This is a genomic window from Seonamhaeicola sp. ML3 (genome assembly GCF_023273855.1).
Lineage (GTDB): Bacteria > Bacteroidota > Bacteroidia > Flavobacteriales > Flavobacteriaceae > Seonamhaeicola.
Genome location: NZ_CP096884.1, coordinates 695,556 through 715,019, shown reverse-complemented (window position 1 = coordinate 715,019; position 19,464 = coordinate 695,556). Strand labels below are relative to the sequence as shown.

Sequence of the window (19,464 nt, the reverse complement as noted above, 5' to 3'; positions counted from 1 at the left end):
TTGGCAGTAATCCGTTTTATATCTTCGCAGTATGCAGCAAGTAGATTACATTGTGGTAGGCGCAGGATTGGCTGGTATTAATTTTTGTGAACAGTTAAGAGCGCACAATAAAAGTTTTGTGGTTTTTGATGATGGTTCGCAGAAGTCTTCGGTCGTAGCCGGAGGGCTCTACAATCCTGTGGTACTTAAACGTTTCACCGGAGTTTGGAAAGCTAAAGAGCAATTAGGAATTGCATTACCTATATACGCTACTCTCGAAAAACTTTTAAATGTAAAACTGGATTATAAAATTCCAGTGTATCGAAAATTTGCCTCAACCGAAGAACAAAACAATTGGTTTATAGCTGCAGATAAACCTTTGCTTAAGCCCTATCTTTCAGATGAAATTATAAAGAATACAAATCCAAGTATAGAAGCGCCTTTTGGTTTTGGTAAAGTACTCGAAACAGGGCGGATTGATACAAAAACACTAATTGCCAAGTATAAAGTTTTTCTTCAAGAAAGCAAAAGGTTATTAGAAGAACGGATTGATTATGACGCTCTGGTCGTTGAGCCTAATGTTGTAAAATATAATAACATTGAAGCCAAATATATTGTGTTTTCCGAAGGTTTTGGTATACAGTGTAATCCGTTTTTTAAAAACATGCCTTTAGTTCCCGCAAAAGGGGAATTATTGATTATTCATGCGCCTGAACTAAAACTAGATGTTGTTTTAAAATCGGCTGCATTTTTGATTCCCTTAGAAAACGATCACTATATCGTAGGGGCTACTTACGAATGGCAAGATTTAACAAATAATGTGTCCGCTAAAGGAAAAAACGAACTCTTATCTAAATTAGAGAGGCTCATAACATGTCCCTTCGAAGTAGTTAATCAAGTTGCTGGAGTAAGGCCTACCGTAAAAGACAGAAGGCCGCTTGTTGGTCACCACAAGGATTACAAAAATATGTTTCTGTTAAATGGTTTGGGTACAAGAGGGGTGATGATTGGCCCTTATGCAGCAAAACAGCTTTATAATTATATCGAGCACAACATGCCCCTAGATAAAGAGGTCGATATTGCTAGGTTTTAACTAGCTACTTTTTGCTTTTAAGTAATTTTTTAATGTGTTTGGAGGGTTTTATATTGTTTGCTTTGTTACTACAATAAGTGACAAGAAGATTTTCAGAAGCATTATATATTTCATCGTTACTCAGTTTTGTATCTGGTTTTTCAAGGACTGTTTTACTCATAGCGGCTAAATATAATCCTAACAGGTCAGTACTTCCTTTAGTAAGTTCCATAGCTTTTTGGTCAATGCTAAAAGTATAGTCTGGTGTTCCTTCCATCCATTTCATAATAAATTGGGCACTAATTAAGCGATTCAATTCAGAACTATCGGCTGGATTACCGAATAAATAATTGGCGCATTTTAAGACTTCACTCTCTTGGGTCTTGTAACTTTCAACCGATTTGAATTCATAATTTTGAAGTGTAGCGAAATCTTGACCGAATGTGTTTAAGGCAAAAGCAAAAAACACGATACATAAGAAGTTTTTCATTTAGAAATAGTTTACTTTATTGTAAGATATACCCACAATATAGTAAATTATTTCTTAATTATGTCCTTGTCGTAGTGCATAAAAAAGTTGATCCAGATATTTCTAGAAAGTCGCATTATTACGGGCATAAATACAACTAATGTTCCAACAATAGAAATAAAGGTGACTTTTAAACTAGTTTCAAAGAAGACATAACTAATTATAAAAGCGGCAACAGCAAAGGCTACACCTACAGCATAACTTACATACATGGCGCCATAAAAAAATGAAGGTTCAATACGGTATTTGGTACCACAGTGCGAACAACGTTCATTGATTTTAAGTGTTTCGGAGATAGCATAGGCATTTTTGTTTGTATACATCGATTCTTGGTGGCATTTAGGACAACTGCCCGTTAAAATACTGTATAGTTTTGTTCCTTTTTTAAACATTTAATTTAATGTATTTTTGCTTCCGTTATAAAAACAAAATTAGTTGATATTGTTTTAAAATTTGTAACTAAAGTCACATTTCTATGCTTAACATTCACAATTTATCTATTTCATTTCAAGGGGAGTACCTATTCGAGGATATTACCTTTAAGTTAGGCAATGGGGATCGGGTTGGGCTTATCGGAAAAAATGGTGCCGGTAAATCAACCATGCTCAAGATTTTGTCTAAAGAACTGGAACCAGATTCAGGGCAGATTGCAACAGATAAAGCATTGAAAATAGGGTTTCTAAAACAAGATATCGATTTTCATTTTGGAAGAACCGTGCTTGAGGAATCTTATGAAGCTTTTACCGAAATTAAGGTAATGGAAGCTCAAATGGAATCTATTAATACACAGTTGTCTGAACGTACCGACTATGAAAGTGAGGGTTATAACCAATTAATGATAGATATTAACGAGTTACAACATCAATATGAAATTTTAGGGGGCTATAATTATCAAGGTGACACCGAAAAGATTTTACAAGGCTTAGGTTTTCAACGTGAAGATTTTAATAAACTAACCGATACGTTTTCTGGTGGTTGGCGTATGCGTATAGAGTTGGCTAAGTTACTTCTGCAGAGTAATGATGTGCTGTTACTCGATGAGCCAACAAACCATTTGGATATTGAGTCTATAATTTGGTTAGAAAACTTTTTGAAGAATTATGCAGGAGCTGTGGTTATTGTATCGCACGATAAAATGTTCTTGGATAATGTAACCAATAGGACTATTGAAATTTCTTTGGGAAGAATTTACGATTACCCAAAACCCTATTCAAAATACTTGGTACTTCGAGAGGAAATACGAACACAACAGTTGGCTTCACAAAAAAATCAGCAGAAGCAGATAGAACACACCGAGAAACTTATTGAGAAGTTCCGGGCAAAGGCCTCAAAGGCTTCAATGGCCCAATCGCTTATAAAGAAATTGGATAAGATTGAACGTATAGAAGTAGATGAAGACGACAATAGTGTGATGACACTTAATTTTCCAGTTTCAATTACACCTGGTAAAGTTGTTGTAGAGGCAGAAAGCGTCTCAAAAAACTACGGTGATAAAGAAGTTCTTAGAAAAATCGATTTACATATAGAACGCGATAGCAAAACGGCTTTTGTGGGTCAAAATGGACAAGGAAAATCTACTTTGGCTAAAATCATTGTTGGAGATATAAAGTATCAGGGTGGTTTAAAGTTGGGGCATAATGTACAACTGGGTTATTTTGCTCAAAATCAAGCCGAATATTTAGATGGCAACAAAACGGTTTTAGATACCATGATTGATGCTGCTAATGAAACCAATAGAAGTAAGGTTAGAGATATTTTGGGATCTTTTCTTTTTAGGGGAGACGAGGTTGAAAAATATGTTAGAGTACTATCTGGTGGGGAACGAAACCGATTGGCTTTGGCTAAATTGATGTTACAGCCTTTTAATGTGTTGATTATGGATGAGCCTACCAACCACCTAGATATTAAATCTAAAAATGTTCTTAAAGAAGCCCTGAAGCGTTATGAAGGCACTTTGATATTAGTGTCTCACGATAGGGACTTTTTGCAAGGCCTAACCAATAAAGTATATGAGTTTAAAGACCATAACATCAAAGAGTATTTAGGGGATATAGATTATTACCTAGAGCAAAGAAAGGTTGAAAGTTTACGAGAGGTTGAGAAAAGAACAGTTGTAAAAGATGAACCTAAAAAGAAAGAGAAAAGAACTTACGAAGAGCAAAAAAAGCTAAAATCCCTGAATAATAAATTGAGCAATGTTGAGGCCCAAATTAATACGCTCGAAAATGAAATTAAAGCCATAGATTTAGAGTTGGAAATTAATTATGAAGAGGTAACTTCTCAATCAAATTTTTTCGATAATTACCATAAGAAAAAGTCTGATTTAGATGCTTTAATGGAAAAATGGGAGGCCGTTCATGAGGAAATTGAGCAGTTTAACGAGTAACAATTGTTAAAAATATATGTATTTCATCGATTAAAGTGGTTTTTAATCCTGTTTTAGGTTATTTTCGTACTAGAATTAATCCCAAATCTATTCTAACAATGAAAACCTTAAAACTAATAGCAGTATGTTTATTTACTACTGCGTACTCGTTTGCAAGTATCTCTTCTTCAGAAAAAGAAGCCCTTATTGCATTTTATAATTCAACTAATGGAGACCAATGGAACGCTTCTTGGGACTTAGGTGCCGATGTTTCTACTTGGTATGGTGTTACAATTGAAAACAATAGCATTGTTGAATTAAACTTACCTTTCAATAACTTACAAGGTGAGTTGCCACAGGAAATAGGGACACTTACAAACCTTAAAAAATTAAACTTAGGTTTTAATAAAATATCAGGAGTTATTCCTGCTTCGTTAAGTAATTTGAAAGAGTTAACCTCTTTAGAGTTGTTTATGAATGCCTTAGAGGGGAACATTCCTTCAGAATTATCAGAATTAAAGAAATTACAATCTCTAAAATTATACAGTAATAAATTATCTGGAGACATTCCAACAGAGTTAATGGAATTAACCAATCTTAAAGAGCTTTTGCTTGGAAGTAATTTTTTAACAGGAACTATACCAACGAACATCAATGCACTGTCAAAGCTTCAAAAACTTAGCTTGATGGACAATAAGCTAGAAGGTGAAATACCAACTGAGATTGCACAATTGGGTAACTTAGAAGAGTTATTATTATCTTCAAATAATCTTACTGGAGATTTGCCGATAGAGATTGTGAATTTAACAAAATTGAATACTGTAATGGTCAGCGATAATAATCTTAAACAAGAATACATTAGTGTGTCTGGCAAAAATCCTCCAGGGATTATGTCGATTAACACAAACGCTACTGCCGTATTAGATATAGAAAAAGAATAAATTTTTATCACGTATAAAGTTTTATAGTTAGTTAGTTGTTAAGCGACCTTTTTGGTCGCTTTTTTTTATTTTAACGCTATGAATGAACATTATTTTACGTGTCCATACTGTTGGGAATCTATTTCTATGCTCATTGATACTTCGGTTTTAGAGCAGCGATACATAGAAGATTGCGAAGTTTGTTGTAATCCAATTCAAATAACTGTAACCTTTTGTGAAGGCGAGATTCAAGATTTTCAAGCGGTTAGCATCGAGCAATAATTTTTTTCGATATTAATTGTTGTTAAATCTAAAAAGGGTTGTATATTTGCTGTCCAATATCGCGGGATAGAGCAGTAGGTAGCTCGTCGGGCTCATAACCCGAAGGTCACTGGTTCGAGTCCAGTTCCCGCTACTAAGACAAAAGTCCAGCAAATTCAACGGTTTAGGTTTTCCTTAACCGTTTTTTTATGCTCAGCTTGAAACAAATTCTTACTTTTGCATACGTTTCTGAATACGAAAGTGCATACGATTTGTCCCAAAAGAAAAATTATTCTATCCCTAAAATCCATATGGCCAATGGCGACCTTAACAAGCGCTGGTACGTGTATTTTTCATTTAGACATCCCGAAACAGGGAAGATGAAACGGGTAACACCCTTTTATGGATGTGCGCACAAGTACAAGACTAAGGGAGAACGTATGGAAGTACTGTCCGTATACCGTAGGGTCTTGCACGATCTACTAAAGCAAGGCTTCAATCCTTTTGAGGATAATGCAGCCCTATTTAACAAGCTTTATGCGAAGCAGGAAAGCAGACCACAAGAAATTCCACAAGTTTCGCCAGAACAGGTGCCAGGTAAAGCACAAGAACAGGTACCAGGGCTGGTGCCAGAAAATGTGCCAGGAGTGCAAGCAAAAGTACAAGAAGAAGTGCATGAAGTGCAAGAAACCACAAAGCCGGAAAACTTGGGAATGCCCCTTAGGGAGGCTTTTGATTTTGCTTTGAAGCTAAAATCGAACGTTGTAAGCCCTAGGACTATAATAGACTACAAGCATAAGGTCAAAAACTTTCTGGAGTGGCAGGGTAAAGAGTGCCCCGAAATCAAATTCATTAAACAGCTTGATAAAGTTGTCTTTGTGTCATTTTTGAACCATATCAGTATAAAAAACTCTGCTAGGTACAGGAACAATTATAGAACGGAACTAAGCAGCCTGGTGGGAGTGCTTGCGGATAATGATATAGTACAATCCAACTTCTTGCAAAAAATACCGAAACTGAAGTCCAAACCGAAGATGCATAAGCGGTATACCATGCAGGAGCAAGAGGCTATTTTTGACCACTTGGAGAAAAGCGATCCTGTACTGTTGCTGTTCATCAAATTTGTATCGTATAATTTTTTAAGGCCTATAGAAGTCTGTAGGATTCAGATTAAGGATATAGACCAAAATAACAAAACCTTCCAATATATTGCTAAAGGTGGAGCTTCAAGGGTCAAGATTATACCTAAAATATTGTGGGATGAATTACCAGATCTATCTAAATTTAATGCCGATGACTATTTATTTACTCCAGATAAAATAGGTGGTAAGTGGGATGCCGATGAAAACCACAAGCGACAAGTCTTCTCGGAAAGGTTTAGGGAGGATGTCAAGAAACCGTTCGGGCTCGGAAGGGAATATGGGCTATATAGTTTTAGGCATACCTTCGCTACCAAGCTTTACAGGGTTTTATTGAAGGACGCTCCGCCTTTTGAAGCCAAGAGCAAGCTTATGACCATCACGGGCCATAGAACCATGGCTGCCCTTGATAAATATCTTAGGGATATGGATGCTTATTTGCCAGAGGATTATTCAGAATTGTTTAAAAAAGAAGATGAGTAAAAAGACGTTGACAGAGCTTCGGAGCAATTTAATGGGTAACATCCTTGTGGAATTCTACTTCTACATACCAGATAAGGATATCAGTCCTGAGACTTTGGGTATGATAAAGCTGTTAAATCAAGATATTCCATTTAATCTGGTACATGTTATCGATTACCATGAAGGGCCAATTCCTCATAACAAGGAAAGGAAATCGCAACTTCTGGTAAAAGCTGGCAAACTGGAAAATAACATTCTGGCACTTTTTGAACACAAGCATGAACTCAGCGAACAAGAGTTTCAATATGCATTGGAAGACTATTATGGTTTAGCGGAACTTCATTTTTATATTGCTGATTGGTTCTACAAGAATTATGAAAACCATTTGAATGCGGATGAAGCCGTTTCCAGTATTTTTCAAATGCAACATATTAGTTCCAAAAGCCACTTTGAAAAGTTGATAAAGGAATTTTTTCCGCTCAAGACATCCATTCCCAAGAAAAATTTAAATACCCATGAATTCGTGGAAACTTATTTCCAAGATTTTGCCAGAAAGGTGGATAAAATTCAAAAACCTATAATAGTGCCTAAGCTTAAATTACCAGAATCTGCAAGTCCAAGTGAAAAAACCACCAGAAAGCGCAAGGAACCTTTGTTGACCAAAGAAGATGCAAGAAAGGAATTATTAAAGAAGGTTTTTAAAGTGGAATAGAATACCCTGTTTTACGCAATTTTACGCGCCATTTTGCACAATTTTACCCAATTATACCCCATATAACACCCAATTTCACCCAGTTTTAGGCAATTTCACACGCCATTTTGCACAATTTTACCCATCATTTCACGCAACTTTTTACACCGTTTTTCAACATTTCACTTTTTTGATTACAATTCTAATCATAAAAAAGTTGTTGATTTTTTGTTGGTTTTTTGTTGATGTTATGTTGATTTGATTATTTCTATAATCATAAAACTGGTGTTTTCTTGTGATTTCGCGTAAATAGATCGTTGATTTTTGTTGATGGTGTTGTTACAAGGTTTTGCAAGAAACTTTCAGTTAGGTCGAACTGTGTAAATTCTAAAATGAAAAATAATTTATTAATCAGGGCAGATATATTTTTTAAACATATAAGGCGTTACCGCTTTTAGGGTTTTTCCAGTTTCCGGATGTTTGCCAACATCATTAAAAAATTCATATTCCCCCACTTTATTTTTGCCATACCATAAAACGGCTTCCTTATTCTCATCAAAAATTTTCGTTTCACAGTCAGCTTCAATTTTTCTTAAATTATCTATAATATTAGAATCGTATAACTTTAAGATGCCCTTCGAATATTTTCGGGCGTCAAAATCTACTTCAACATATTCCGTTTTTTGCCATGTCATCCATCTTTGTTTATTGAAGGTGTTGAGGAAATAGACCAATAAAAGTACAGTTGTACCAATGATTAAGCCGATTTTATTATCCTTTAATAAATTTGTGAGTTTGTTTTTTTCTTTACCCTCGTTATGGGAGATGTTACTCCTTAAAAAATCCTCATAATCCTTATAGCCTAAATAATTAGCCAAAGCATTTATATGACTTGAATAAATGCTGATGTCGTTTTCAGTGTCCGATAGTGAATCCTTATAAAATGTACGAAGTCTTCTTCCGCTTAGTTGGTGTTGAAAGTCATCTAGCAAGGAATTAGAGATATGTTCGGAAATATTATTGGTAGTAGTTTTTCCATGAATCTCTTTTTCCGCCTTTTCGAATGATTTAATAACTACATCTTTATACATTATAAATATTTAGTTGTTATAAAACTACAAATTCCAAGGAAAATAAATGGAAATTATTTTCCCCTTAGTTTCCATGAGATTTCCAACGTTCAAAACCAAATCTTCTTTCATTTGTATCAGAATTAACAAAGTGCTTTTAGCTTTTTGTTAATTCAATTTAGGAGTTGCAAAGTAGAGTGGTATAACCCCGGGAAGTGTTATTACTTCTTTACTTCTGCGCTCCGACACTTCCCAAAACGGAGAGACGTCTCCTCCTTTAACGTGTAGTTGTTCTGCATGATATCTGAATCTGATTATCGAGTTCGGACAGCCACACTAGTGTTCAATTTTAAATAATACAAAATGAAGAAAATATTGTTATTTGCGTTTACGGTTTTCCTTAATGTGTTTGTTTTCTCATGCACGCCAAGTTCTAACGATGATGGAAGTTCTGGTTCAAATGAGGAAGTAGCATGTTGTGGAGATGATAGTCCAATACCACCGCCACCACCAACTGGAGGAGGTGGATAAAAATAGTTTTTAAAAGAAAATAGTTTTTATTTTAGAGGAATGAAAAACATAAGAGTTTCATTCCTCTTTTTATGCCTGCTTCTGGCTATAGCACTCAATGCTCAGAAAACAGATTCCTCCTCAGGCCAAATCAATCAAGATAGTCTGCTATTTTACTACAATGCAATAATAAACATCAAGGACGTAGACAATACGATTTATGCTCTCGGTTTTTTTGAACAAGAAGCTAAAAACGCTCTGATTTCAAGTGATAGTTCAGAGGTAGCTAAATATCTGGAATTGGTATCGTTGGGACAATTTAAACTGGCCTTTTATAGCGAAAGCGAAACAACAACTATAAAAGCCCTTAGTCATTTAAAAAAGAAAAATTCAAATCCTGAAGGTGATGCTGCTCGAGAGCGTTTAACCAATCAATTGGGTATGATCTACAGGAAAATAGGGGATTATGATAATGCACTTAGGTTTTATGGTCAGGCTATGGATTTAAGTTCCGAAACAATCGATAAAATTGCAATTGTCACCAATACCGCAAATATAGATGCTGACCGAGGTAGTTTTCAGGGGGCTATTACCTTATTAAAACCATTTTATGAGGAGGCATTAAAACTTAAGGATTCTTATATCAAAGCTAATTATATTGATAACCTGGGATTTTATCAATCAAAGTTAAATATTACTGAGGGTATTGAACACATGCAAATGGCTTTGGGTATAAGAGATAAGTTAAAGGATGAAACTGGCCTGTTTTCTAGTTACAGGCATTTGTCAAATTTTTACGAGCAAGTAGGAAATAATAAAAAGGCCAGGTATTATGCTGAAAATGCCCTTAAAATAGCTAATGATTTGGATAGTCCATTGTACCAATTGGAAGCAATGAAGCTGAACCTGAAACTAGGCAAATATGAACTACTGGAAAAGTACCTCGATTTAAAATCCAAAATAGACCTAGAAGATCAACAAAGGAAGAACAAATATGCCGCTATTAAATACAATATTGCGGAAAGTGAGGGTCGATTAAAGGATGCCCAGATTCAAAATGAAAAACAAAAGAAAAAAACGCTGGTATATTTATTTGGTGGACTGTTCGTTTTGTTGTCCTCAGTGTTTCTATATTTCTATTTAAGGGCAAGGCATAAAAAGGATAATCTCCAGCAAGTATATATAACAGAAAAGAGAATCTCCAAAAAGATTCATGATGAGGTTGCTAATGACGTATATCATGTGATGACCAAATATAAAAGTAAAGGAGACGATTTGCTTGATGACCTAGAGCATATTTATATTAAGACCAGGGATATTTCCAAAGAAAACGAATCTATCGATTTTGATGAAGATTTTGGAGAAATATTATCCGATTTATTACAAAATTACAATACTGAAAATATAAGGGTTATAACAAAAAGTTTAACAACTATTAAATGGTCCTCAATTGGTAAATTAAAGAAAACCGCACTTTACCGTGTTTTGCAAGAATTAATGACAAATATGAGAAAGCACAGTAAAGCCTCCCTGGTTGTTCTTGCATTTGAGAAATCTAACGAGAAGGTGCTGATTCATTATTCTGATAATGGCATTGGTTGTAATATTAAAAAGCGGAATGGACTTCATAATACGGAAAACCGTATTCGGACCTTGAAGGGAACTATTACTTTTGAATCGGAACCTGGCAACGGTTTCAGAGCTAAAATAATGATATAGTTATGTTCAAGAAAGTATTGGTAGCCGATGATTTGGGAAGTATAAATTTGGGAGTAATTACAATTGCAAAACATTTGGGGATACTAAATGTAGAAAGAGTTGAATATTGTGATGACGCTTATTTAAGAATTAAAAAAGGTTCTTTTGATATGGATCCTTATGATTTACTGATAACCGATTTATCTTTTAAGAAGGATCATAGGGAGCAAAAATACACCTCTGGAGAAGATCTTGTTAAAGCTTTAAGAAATGAATATCCAAATTTGAAAATAATTGTTTATTCCATTGAAGATCGCATACAAATGGTTCGAAGGCTCGTGGAATCATATAAAATTAATGCATATGTGTGCAAGGGCAGAAAGGGATTGGATGAACTTACTAAAGCAGTTCAAGTAGTTTACAATAATGATACATTTTTTTCAGAACAGGTCAGCCCAGCATTGAAACGGAAATCAAAAATGGAAATTGATGACTTTGATGTGTTATTACTCGAACATCTTGCTAAGGGAGATTCACAAGAAGAAATTAGTCAGATATTAAAGGCTAAGGATTTAAAGCCGAGTAGTTTAAGTTCCATCGAAAAACGCCTGAATAAGCTTAAGATTCAATTTCAAGCAAATAACGCCATACATTTAGTTGCAATCACAAAAGATATCGGTCTCATTTAAAACTTTGTTATACGGAATCCCGTAATGCAGAAGACTTAATTACGTTTATTATTGTAGTGCTATTAATAAATTCTTTAGAGAGAGAATTATCATGACCTTCACGGTTCAATTGAATTGTGAAGGTTTTTTATTTCTAGCAGTTTGGTAAATCAGTGGTATATGTATTAGTATTTAATTTTTATTAATCCATTACGGATGCCCGTAAAATACTTCTCTGGTTTAAAAGTAGGTTTGAAGTGTATTAACCTATTAAAAATATTTAAATGAAAAAATTGATTGTATTAAGTGTTGCAATATTGACACTTTCAAGTTGTGCTTCCATTTTTACGGGTTCCAAAAGAAACGTTCTTTTTGAATCTAATCCATCTGGAGCTAAAGTTTATGTTAACGGTTTTGAAAAAGGGGTTACCCCAGCGCAAATAAAGGTAAAGGCCGATGATAGAATTGATTTTAGGTTAGATGGCTTCAAGGAAAGGGTGGTGGTTATGGATAGTAATTTTAATCTTGTATCTATCCTTAACGGTTTGTCAATTATTGGTTGGGGTGTAGATGCTCTCACTGGTTCCTTAAAAAGAGTTGACACTAAATATGTAAAGGTGGATATGGAGAATCAATCAAAATCTGTGGCAGTAGAAAATTATTTGGATAATGGTGAGATAAAAAAGGTTTCTATTAATACGGATAAAAAGCTTATTGAAACTGTAATTGTTTTAAACAATTAGTTGTTATCCAACCCACATGAACAAAGCCTTACGGAAAACCGTAAGGCTTTGTTGTTTTCTGTAGTTATGTTTGAATGGCTAAACAATAGTAGAAGCGGTCATTTTTGATGATTATAAATTTTAAAAATAGTGAGAATTGGTTTTGATAAAAGAAATATATATCTTTCAATGGTGTATCGTAAAAACTGTAGTTCTTGGTAGTGTTTTTAAGTCTCATTTACCAACCAATGATGAGGAGATTTCTTAGTGTTTTTTTAAAACCAAATCTGGCTGATTACCAAGTTTGTAACTTCAAAACAAACGATAAACAACTGTATACTCTTCGTTTAAATTTAGTAGGAGCCATCCACCTAAAAATTAATGGTGTCAAAGTACCTAAAATGGATTTATACCTCGTTTCAACCCTGAAAGGAACTAATAAGGTTTTGATTGAATTTCGCAATATCCTTTTTAAGGAACAGGTATATATTGAAGTTAACCCTAGTAATAGTATAGATTTTAATTCTCCAATTTTTAAGTCGGTTAAGAGTAATAGTTTTTCGAAAATTAAAGAACTGTTTTATGTTAGGAAAATAAGGTCATATTTAATTAGTGAAATTCCTAAGGAGGCTAGCATTGATATTTCAACAATTACTTATGCCAATGTGGTGGAATTAAAATATGCTCACCGTAAAGCTGTTTTTCAATCAAAAGCTATTTCTACAAATCCCAATTATAACCTAAAAAATATTATTGAACAATATGGATAATTTAATTTACAAAACACCAAAACCATCAAAAGTAATGAAGCTTTTTTGGAAAGCTGCTGGAGGTGATGACTATATTTTAAGCCAATCAACATATAGTGATCAAATCAAATATTTTTGTTTGGGAGGAATTGTTATAGCTACGGCTATAATGGCTGGTCTTTCAGGAGGTTATGCCTTTTATACTATTTTCAAACCCAAGAAATCAAATGTAACCGAACTGTGGAAATTAGCAGAAGGAAGTTCGGCTGTTAATAATATCTCTGGGTTTACTGAATCAACAGATATAGGTACTATGTTAGTTGCTCTAGTTTTTGCGATCATATGGGGGTTAATTATTTACAATATTGATAGGTTTATAGTAACTAGTACTGGTAAGGGGGATGGTACCGAGGCCATAACATGGGGTGAATTTAAAAGTGCCTTACCTAGAATAATAATGGGGTGTATTATTGCTATCTCCATTTCAAAACCTTTAGAAATAAGGATTCTTAAAGGTGAAATTGATGCTAAACTTCAAGTAAAACAGGAAGAGCTTAAACAAGATGCAATTAAGGGTATAGAAGACAAATATGCTGCAAGAATAGCAGAAAAAAACACTAAAATTGCCGACTATCAAAAGCAAATTGATAAGGCGGAAGATGCCCTAACTCAAGCCGAAATGAATTTGAATGCAGAGATGACTCAGGAAGGTAATAGAGGGTATGGTCCTCAGGCGAAAAGACTGGATTTAATTATGCAGGATCGCCAGAAAGAAAGGGATAAAATGCGTTCCAATTTGGAGCCTCTAATTACAGAATTGAATAATGAAATCAAGGGCTATATTGATGAGAAAAATAAAGAAATTGACAATTTGAGTTTTAGCTTGTCTGGACTTGATGGTCTTGCTGAGCGCATAACAATAGCTGAGGAAGAATACCCTACTGTATCATGGTTCTTAACACTATTGTTTTTGGCAATTGAATTAACGCCAATATTTTTTAAACTAATGCTTATTAAATCTCCATACGATTATATGTCTGAAAATTATAAGTCCTTAGAACTGGCAAATAATGGAGTATATATTGAGGAAGATTATTATGAGGATAAAGAAGGGGTGCAAAGAGAATTAGTTAGGTTCTTAAAAGCGGAAAAGCTTATTAATGAACAAAAGGAATTTCATGATGCTCAGATGCGGATAACCAAATATGCTATCGAAAAGTTTGAAGAATCTGAGAAAAGAAAAATAGATGAAAACCCTGAAGACTTTATTAAATATTCGTAATAAATATGGTTAAAAGGTTTTTCGAATACAATAAATTTCTTTGGTGGTTTGCAGGGGAAGATTCTGAAATACTTAATAATTGTAATAGGGATGTTCGGGTTAGATTTAGTTTAATTGGTCTTGTGGTTCTTGTTGTGATGATTGCGACTTTTGTTAGTGTTTCGTACGGCGTCTATGAGCTATTAGAATCTTATTATATTGGGCTTTTAATAGGGGTTTATACTTCCGTTTTAGTAATGTTTCTTTATTTGTTTATCCAATATACCTTAACCAAGGATGTTCTTCCCCATAAAAAAGGAAAGAAAATAGAAATTACAACATCTTATTTACTTAGGTTTGGATTTATTTTTATTTTAGGTTTGTTAGCTTCTCAGCCTATTGAATATTACCTGTTTTCAGGCCAAATTGATGATTTAATGAATGAAAAAATTGTTGAATCTATCCATGAAAAAAGTAAAAGTTTAAATCTTGATTTTTCATTAAAAGCTAGGGAGGAAATTAAATATTCTAAAGAGAATCCAAAATCTATAATAACTAAATATAAATTGGAGAAGGAGGTGGCCTTAAACCAATTTATTGATTATCAATATTCAAGAAATTTTTTTATTGAAAAGATGATTCTAATGGATAGGAATCTTATCTATATTTGGCCTTTTTCGATACTGTTTGTTGTGATTTTTTCTTTGCCTTTTTATCTAAAACTAAGAATTGATTTTGACGATAATTACTATAGGAATAAAACAAAAATTCAAAGAAACCTAATAGAGCGGACTTACCAGCAATTCCTATTGGATTATAACAATATCTTGAAGAAAAAATATCCCGAATTCAATTTGCAATATACCACTGCTTACAAGGACCCACCTTATAACACTATCAAAATAGACAAACCTAAATTGGGAACAGAGCAAGAATTTACTAAATGGCTTCTCGATGAAGGTAATTGAAGTTAATATAGATTTTGAGGACTTTCATTATGTCTCTGGCATTCTTGAGCTGAAGGTGTCAGGTAAGAAAATTAATGATGGTTTCAATGAGGAATTTGATGTTAGGGATGTATTGTCCGTCAAGTTTAATGTTTTAAGGAAATATAATGCGCCTAACATACCTAGTGGAATAAAAAAGAATAGGGTTTTTGGGTTGGATTTACCTGAGGAGACCGTAGTCTATTTGTCTGATGATTCAGCAAAGGGGTACAGTGTTAAATTTGATAAAATTATTTGCAATGACAAATATGTTTCAGAGAATGGATATTTGAGGGTAGAGAGGAAGAACTCAATTAAAGATGGTGCTGTTATTTTTTCTACTTTGACTTTGGAAGGTTATGGGCTAATTAAAAAGGTTAGGACAGAAATTCAAAAGGTTACGTTTTATGAGTTGTTTGATGAGGTTAAGGGGCCAGGCAAAATCTTAATTGAACCAAAGAAAGATTTATACGAAATAGGAGAAAAGGTGAAGATTACGGCTCTACCAGATAAGAATTCTAGCTTTGTTGGGTGGGATGAAGATTTTGAAAGAGTTGTTTCTAATGAATTGGAGATTACAATAGATAAGGATTATAAATTTCAAGCTAATTTTGTCAAATTAAATGAAGGTAGTCAATTTAAGAATGGTTTTAATGACGTTTTAAGAAATGCGTCTTCAAAAAAATATTGGAAGAATGTGTTGAACCCCGAATCTAGGTCAGGCAAAATACGTGACAGGCACTTACATAGAGGGAGAAGTGCATGGGGAGGTTTTGGAGATTTAATATCTGTTGTTTTTACCATAATCGGATATTTGTTTTATGGCTTAATTGTTATAGTATCCGTTTTAGCTTTGATCAAGGCATTTGGTTTAGGCCTGTTATATTTGGGGCTTGTATTACTTTTCTTTTTTGGGGGGTCTTTTCTTTCAAGCAGAATTAACTTACTTAGCTTTTTCAGAGTATTGTTTAACGTTGTTTTCTTTCTTTTCATTGGATTCAGTTTATTTAATTTCATTTCAGGAATCAAATCAGGTTTGCCAGATGTTAACGAGGTTAGAACTATTCCGGATACCGAGGTAGAAGAGCGTGAAAATTCAACTAAAGATTATGTTCACCATATAAAGTGGAAGGATTATAAAAGTAATGAGTATGAGACTGATCTTAGGGTGAATAGTGATTTTGTAGCTTATGAACAAAATTTAAAACAAACCTTACCTGGTATGAGGTCTGAAGCTGATTATAGTTTGATTTTAAAAAGATTAAATCAGGCTTCTAATGAGTCCCTTTATCATGTTGTCAATTCATTGGATTCAATTAGAGTGAGAAATAATATTTCACGCTACGATTTTCCTATGGTAATGGTGAGTATGGTACAAAGTATTCCCTATTATGCAATATTAGATGATAGTTGTAACCCTTATGATTATAGAGATCAGTCAATGAGAGAATTGTTGCTTAATAACCCTTGTCAAGGGTATGTTAAGTTTGGAATCAAATCTCCTTCAGAATTTTTGAAGGATATTAAAGGTGATTGCGATACTAGAACATTGTTTCTTTATTCCTTACTCAAGCAATTTGGGTATGATGTTGCAATTTTTGGTAGTGAGGTATACCAGCATTCTGTTTTAGGAATATCATTTGGTAAGATTGATAGAGATTTAGGGGTGTTTAAGAAATATGGACAGAAAAAGTATTACTTATGGGAAACTACTTCAATGGGTTTTAAAGTTGGTAAAATACCAAAAGAAATAAGTGATGTAAGATATTGGAATATGAATTTAAATTAATCATTATGAATCAAGATAGTTATTATGTTTTAGGGTTATTAATACTTGTATATTTTTTAGTGACCTTAATTTTGGCAAATAGATTTTTACTTTTTGGCGGTTTAAAAAGCAAAAGCTTAAATGAAGAAGAAATTAAGTCTAAGGTACCGTATTTAATTTCTTTGAATACTAGTTTTTTGTTATCCAATTTTATTTTGTTTGACACCCTAATAAATATGGTGACATTCAAATTAGGAGGTGACCATGGTTTTATGAGTTATTTAAGTTGGTCATCTGTGGTGCTAATAGTTAATGCCTGCACTTTATTAGCTTCTTATTTAATTACATTATTTGTAATGAAAATAGGTTTAAGGTTGGTCAACTCTATAATTTTTTCCATCATCTGGCTATGCTTAAATTCGATTATCGTTATGTTGTTCAACTTTGTGTATATTCAAATTTCAAAGAATGAGGTGTTTAATATTTTTTAAAGTTTTACTAGTGGTATTGTCGTTAACTGTCTCTTGCAAACAGGGCAATAAGATTGAACGGTTTAATACTGATGAATTATTGAAAAAAGAGCAGGACAGTGTGAGGGAGTTGTTAACTCTTTCAAGGGTTCTAATTGAAAAAGGAAGGTATGAGGAGGCTAAGGATAAATTGATTATAATCATTAATAACTTTGGGACATACCAGGAAGTTGTTGAAGCCAATAGTATATTGGAGAATCTTAATTTAAAGCTGTTGATAAAACGAATTAATAATTCCCAAAGCATAGATACAATAAAGGTGCTAGTTGAAAATGTGAGTGATGTAGATGTGAGAGTAATTGCTAATAAGAAAATAGAGGATATCATTAGTGATTCTAATAGCATAAAAGAATTAGAAGATTATCTCAATTCTCAAGGGTTTAATGCTCACGCGGATCTTGCCAATGAGAGATTAGTTGAGTTGAAAGAAAAAAATAAGCGAAATGCTTATTTGAATGCCCAAGCGGTAAATGATTCTAAAACGTGGAAGAAATTTTTAAATGATTATCCAAATCACCCAGAAAAGGAACAAATCACAAAGAACATTGTTGTTTTGGAAATTGAAGAAATATTTTCTGGGGAGTATGGTGAAATACCCCCTTCTCAATTGACAGGGACTAAGAACTATGAGGTTTCTACAATCCAAATAACTAATGATACCAGATACACTTTAACCTTAAGATATAGCGGACCCGAGGTGAGAAAAATAAATATTTCACCAGGCTCATTAGAGTCAGTGAAGTTTAAAAGTGGTGTTTATAAAGTTACGGCTTCTGTAAACGCCGCTGGAGTCAGGAATTTTGCAGGTGTAGAAAACTTACACGGCGAATATTCAAGTACTTATTATATATCTTCAAATTAGGAATTTTGAAAAAAGTAGCTTTAACATTTTTATCGGTTTTATTTTTAGTTAATGCCAGTTCATATTATACAATAGAGCATATAGAAGGAAAGACAGTTGCGATTACAGACGGGGACACATTTAAATTATTAACTCAAGATTCTACACTCGTTCGGGTAAGGGTAGCAAACATAGATTGTCCAGAGAGAAAACAGCCTTTTTATCAAAAAGCTAAACAATTTACCTCTCAAGAAATATTTGATAAACGAGTAAAATTAGAGGTTATAAAAAAAGACCGTTATGGAAGACTCGTGGCTCTCGTAAAATATGACGATTCCTTAGATTTAAGTCAGGAGCTCCTCAAGAATGGATTTGCATGGCATTATTTAAAATATTCTAAAGATTCTGTATTGCAAGATTTGCATGATGAAGCAAGGAAAAATAAAGTAGGATTGTGGCAGGATCCTCATGCCATGGCTCCTTGGGAATGGCGTTCATCTAAAAGAAAAAGCAAGTAATGAAATTCATAAGAATTGTTCTTTTTGTTTTTATTGCAGGAGTCTCTATGCAGGTCGAGGCTCAAACTGTTTATATAACTAAAACAGGAAAAAAATATCATAAAAGTAAATGCCATTATTTAAAATATTCTAAGAAGGAAATAACCTTGGAAAAGGCACTGAAATATGGTTATTCGGCATGTTCGGTTTGTAAGCCAGAAAAAGGGAGTAAAGGAAAATTGCGTAACAACTTGTCCAATGCTAAAGTAAATAGTCCTTCGTCTAAGAATACTACCTCTACAAGGTGTATAGGGATAACAAAATCCGGCAGCAGATGCAAAAGGATGACCAAAAATGCTAATGGTCGGTGTTATCAGCATTAATCCGTAAAAAAAAAATACGACTACTTACGGATATCCGTAATCTCGGTGTTTTAAACCATTATAAATTTGAGAACAATAACTATTGCTTATGATTCATGTCATGAAATATCTACAAGTTTGAAATTATATTTAAACCTTAATCGAAGTCCCAATTCTGTCATGAAGAAAATTTCACTCCCTTTAGTGGTTTTCACCTTTTTGTCCTCTTTGGAATCCTGTGCTCAATCCTGTGATGAAATGATAAGCTTTGTAAAATCTAAAAGTCGTGGAACAGCATATACAAGTTATACTAGTGACGCAATTTCTAAGGTGACATTTTATGATGTATATATTGATTATCGGACATATCATTTTGCTATTGTG

Annotated in this window: 21 protein-coding genes and 1 tRNA gene; 19 read left to right on the top strand and 3 right to left on the bottom strand. The window is 33.7% G+C overall.

The window, feature by feature from the left end; genetic code table 11:
• Window positions 1-31: 31 nt before the first annotated feature.
• Window positions 32-1,072 (top strand): FAD-binding oxidoreductase, encoded by a 1,041-nt coding sequence (locus tag M0214_RS03320; RefSeq protein WP_248724050.1) that lies wholly within the window; start codon window positions 32-34, stop codon window positions 1,070-1,072.
• 4 nt (window positions 1,073-1,076) lie between these two features.
• Here M0214_RS03320 and M0214_RS03315 read toward each other — a convergent pair whose 3' ends face one another.
• Window positions 1,077-1,541, bottom strand: coding sequence for a hypothetical protein (locus M0214_RS03315; RefSeq protein ID WP_248724049.1), 465 nt, complete (start codon window positions 1,539-1,541; stop codon window positions 1,077-1,079).
• Window positions 1,542-1,588: 47 nt separating this feature from the next.
• The gene (locus M0214_RS03310; RefSeq protein ID WP_248724048.1) at window positions 1,589-1,972 is read right to left on the bottom strand and encodes a DUF983 domain-containing protein; all 384 of its coding nucleotides are present in this window, start codon (window positions 1,970-1,972) and stop codon (window positions 1,589-1,591) included.
• An 83-nt stretch (window positions 1,973-2,055) separates the two neighbouring features.
• Here M0214_RS03310 and M0214_RS03305 point away from each other — a divergent pair, with 83 nt between their 5' ends.
• The 6 genes from M0214_RS03305 to M0214_RS03280 all read left to right on the top strand — a co-directional run bounded on the left by M0214_RS03305 (window position 2,056) and on the right by M0214_RS03280 (window position 7,439).
• A complete protein-coding gene (locus M0214_RS03305; RefSeq protein WP_248724047.1) occupies window positions 2,056-3,966 on the top strand; it encodes an ABC-F family ATP-binding cassette domain-containing protein in 1,911 nt (636 codons plus the stop codon).
• 98 nt (window positions 3,967-4,064) lie between these two features.
• Window positions 4,065-4,886 (top strand): Two component regulator three Y domain protein, encoded by an 822-nt coding sequence (locus M0214_RS03300; RefSeq protein WP_248724046.1) that lies wholly within the window; start codon window positions 4,065-4,067, stop codon window positions 4,884-4,886.
• Window positions 4,887-4,964: 78 nt separating this feature from the next.
• A complete protein-coding gene (locus tag M0214_RS03295) occupies window positions 4,965-5,147 on the top strand; it encodes a CPXCG motif-containing cysteine-rich protein (RefSeq protein ID WP_248724045.1) in 183 nt (60 codons plus the stop codon).
• 60 nt (window positions 5,148-5,207) lie between these two features.
• Window positions 5,208-5,280: transfer RNA gene (locus tag M0214_RS03290), tRNA-Met, on the top strand.
• 55 nt (window positions 5,281-5,335) lie between these two features.
• Window positions 5,336-6,748, top strand: coding sequence for a site-specific integrase (locus tag M0214_RS03285; RefSeq protein WP_248724044.1), 1,413 nt, complete (start codon window positions 5,336-5,338; stop codon window positions 6,746-6,748).
• Window positions 6,749-6,779: 31 nt separating this feature from the next.
• The gene (locus M0214_RS03280; RefSeq protein ID WP_248724043.1) at window positions 6,780-7,439 is read left to right on the top strand and encodes a hypothetical protein; all 660 of its coding nucleotides are present in this window, start codon (window positions 6,780-6,782) and stop codon (window positions 7,437-7,439) included.
• Window positions 7,440-7,825: 386 nt separating this feature from the next.
• On the opposite strand, the gene M0214_RS03275 is transcribed toward M0214_RS03280, so the two are convergent.
• Window positions 7,826-8,509: a hypothetical protein gene (locus M0214_RS03275; RefSeq protein ID WP_248724042.1), complete on the bottom strand. Its 684-nt coding sequence runs from the start codon at window positions 8,507-8,509 to the stop codon at window positions 7,826-7,828.
• A 342-nt stretch (window positions 8,510-8,851) separates the two neighbouring features.
• On the opposite strand from M0214_RS03275, the gene M0214_RS03270 reads away from it, so the two are divergent.
• The 12 genes from M0214_RS03270 to M0214_RS03215 all read left to right on the top strand — a co-directional run bounded on the left by M0214_RS03270 (window position 8,852) and on the right by M0214_RS03215 (window position 19,101).
• On the top strand, window positions 8,852-9,019 hold the full coding sequence (locus M0214_RS03270) for a hypothetical protein (protein ID WP_248724041.1): 168 nt from the start codon (window positions 8,852-8,854) through the stop codon (window positions 9,017-9,019).
• Window positions 9,020-9,058: 39 nt separating this feature from the next.
• Window positions 9,059-10,717 (top strand): tetratricopeptide repeat protein, encoded by a 1,659-nt coding sequence (locus tag M0214_RS03265; protein WP_248724040.1) that lies wholly within the window; start codon window positions 9,059-9,061, stop codon window positions 10,715-10,717.
• A 2-nt stretch (window positions 10,718-10,719) separates the two neighbouring features.
• The gene (locus M0214_RS03260; RefSeq protein WP_248724039.1) at window positions 10,720-11,385 is read left to right on the top strand and encodes a response regulator; all 666 of its coding nucleotides are present in this window, start codon (window positions 10,720-10,722) and stop codon (window positions 11,383-11,385) included.
• A 263-nt stretch (window positions 11,386-11,648) separates the two neighbouring features.
• Window positions 11,649-12,107 carry a PEGA domain-containing protein gene (locus M0214_RS03255; protein ID WP_248724038.1) on the top strand — a complete coding sequence of 153 codons (459 nt, stop codon included), beginning with the start codon at window positions 11,649-11,651 and terminating at the stop codon, window positions 12,105-12,107.
• Between the two features lie 380 nt (window positions 12,108-12,487).
• Complete coding sequence (locus M0214_RS03250; RefSeq protein WP_248724037.1) at window positions 12,488-12,856, top strand: hypothetical protein; 369 nt, start codon at window positions 12,488-12,490, stop codon at window positions 12,854-12,856.
• Window positions 12,849-14,117: a DUF4407 domain-containing protein gene (locus M0214_RS03245; protein ID WP_248724036.1), complete on the top strand. Its 1,269-nt coding sequence runs from the start codon at window positions 12,849-12,851 to the stop codon at window positions 14,115-14,117. Before M0214_RS03250 ends, M0214_RS03245 begins: the two co-directional genes overlap by 8 nt.
• Window positions 14,118-14,122: 5 nt before the next feature.
• A complete protein-coding gene (locus tag M0214_RS03240; protein ID WP_248724035.1) occupies window positions 14,123-15,064 on the top strand; it encodes a DUF4407 domain-containing protein in 942 nt (313 codons plus the stop codon).
• Complete coding sequence (locus M0214_RS03235; protein WP_248724034.1) at window positions 15,051-16,871, top strand: hypothetical protein; 1,821 nt, start codon at window positions 15,051-15,053, stop codon at window positions 16,869-16,871. The genes M0214_RS03240 and M0214_RS03235 overlap by 14 nt, the downstream gene beginning before the upstream one ends.
• A gap of 5 nt (window positions 16,872-16,876) precedes the next feature.
• Complete coding sequence (locus M0214_RS03230; protein WP_248724033.1) at window positions 16,877-17,341, top strand: hypothetical protein; 465 nt, start codon at window positions 16,877-16,879, stop codon at window positions 17,339-17,341.
• The gene (locus M0214_RS03225; protein WP_248724032.1) at window positions 17,319-18,242 is read left to right on the top strand and encodes a hypothetical protein; all 924 of its coding nucleotides are present in this window, start codon (window positions 17,319-17,321) and stop codon (window positions 18,240-18,242) included. Before M0214_RS03230 ends, M0214_RS03225 begins: the two co-directional genes overlap by 23 nt.
• Before the next feature lie 5 nt (window positions 18,243-18,247).
• Window positions 18,248-18,739, top strand: coding sequence for a thermonuclease family protein (locus tag M0214_RS03220; RefSeq protein ID WP_248724031.1), 492 nt, complete (start codon window positions 18,248-18,250; stop codon window positions 18,737-18,739).
• Window positions 18,739-19,101, top strand: a complete 363-nt coding sequence (locus M0214_RS03215; RefSeq protein WP_248724030.1) for a hypothetical protein — start codon at window positions 18,739-18,741, stop codon at window positions 19,099-19,101. Before M0214_RS03220 ends, M0214_RS03215 begins: the two co-directional genes overlap by 1 nt.
• Window positions 19,102-19,464 lie beyond the last annotated feature (363 nt).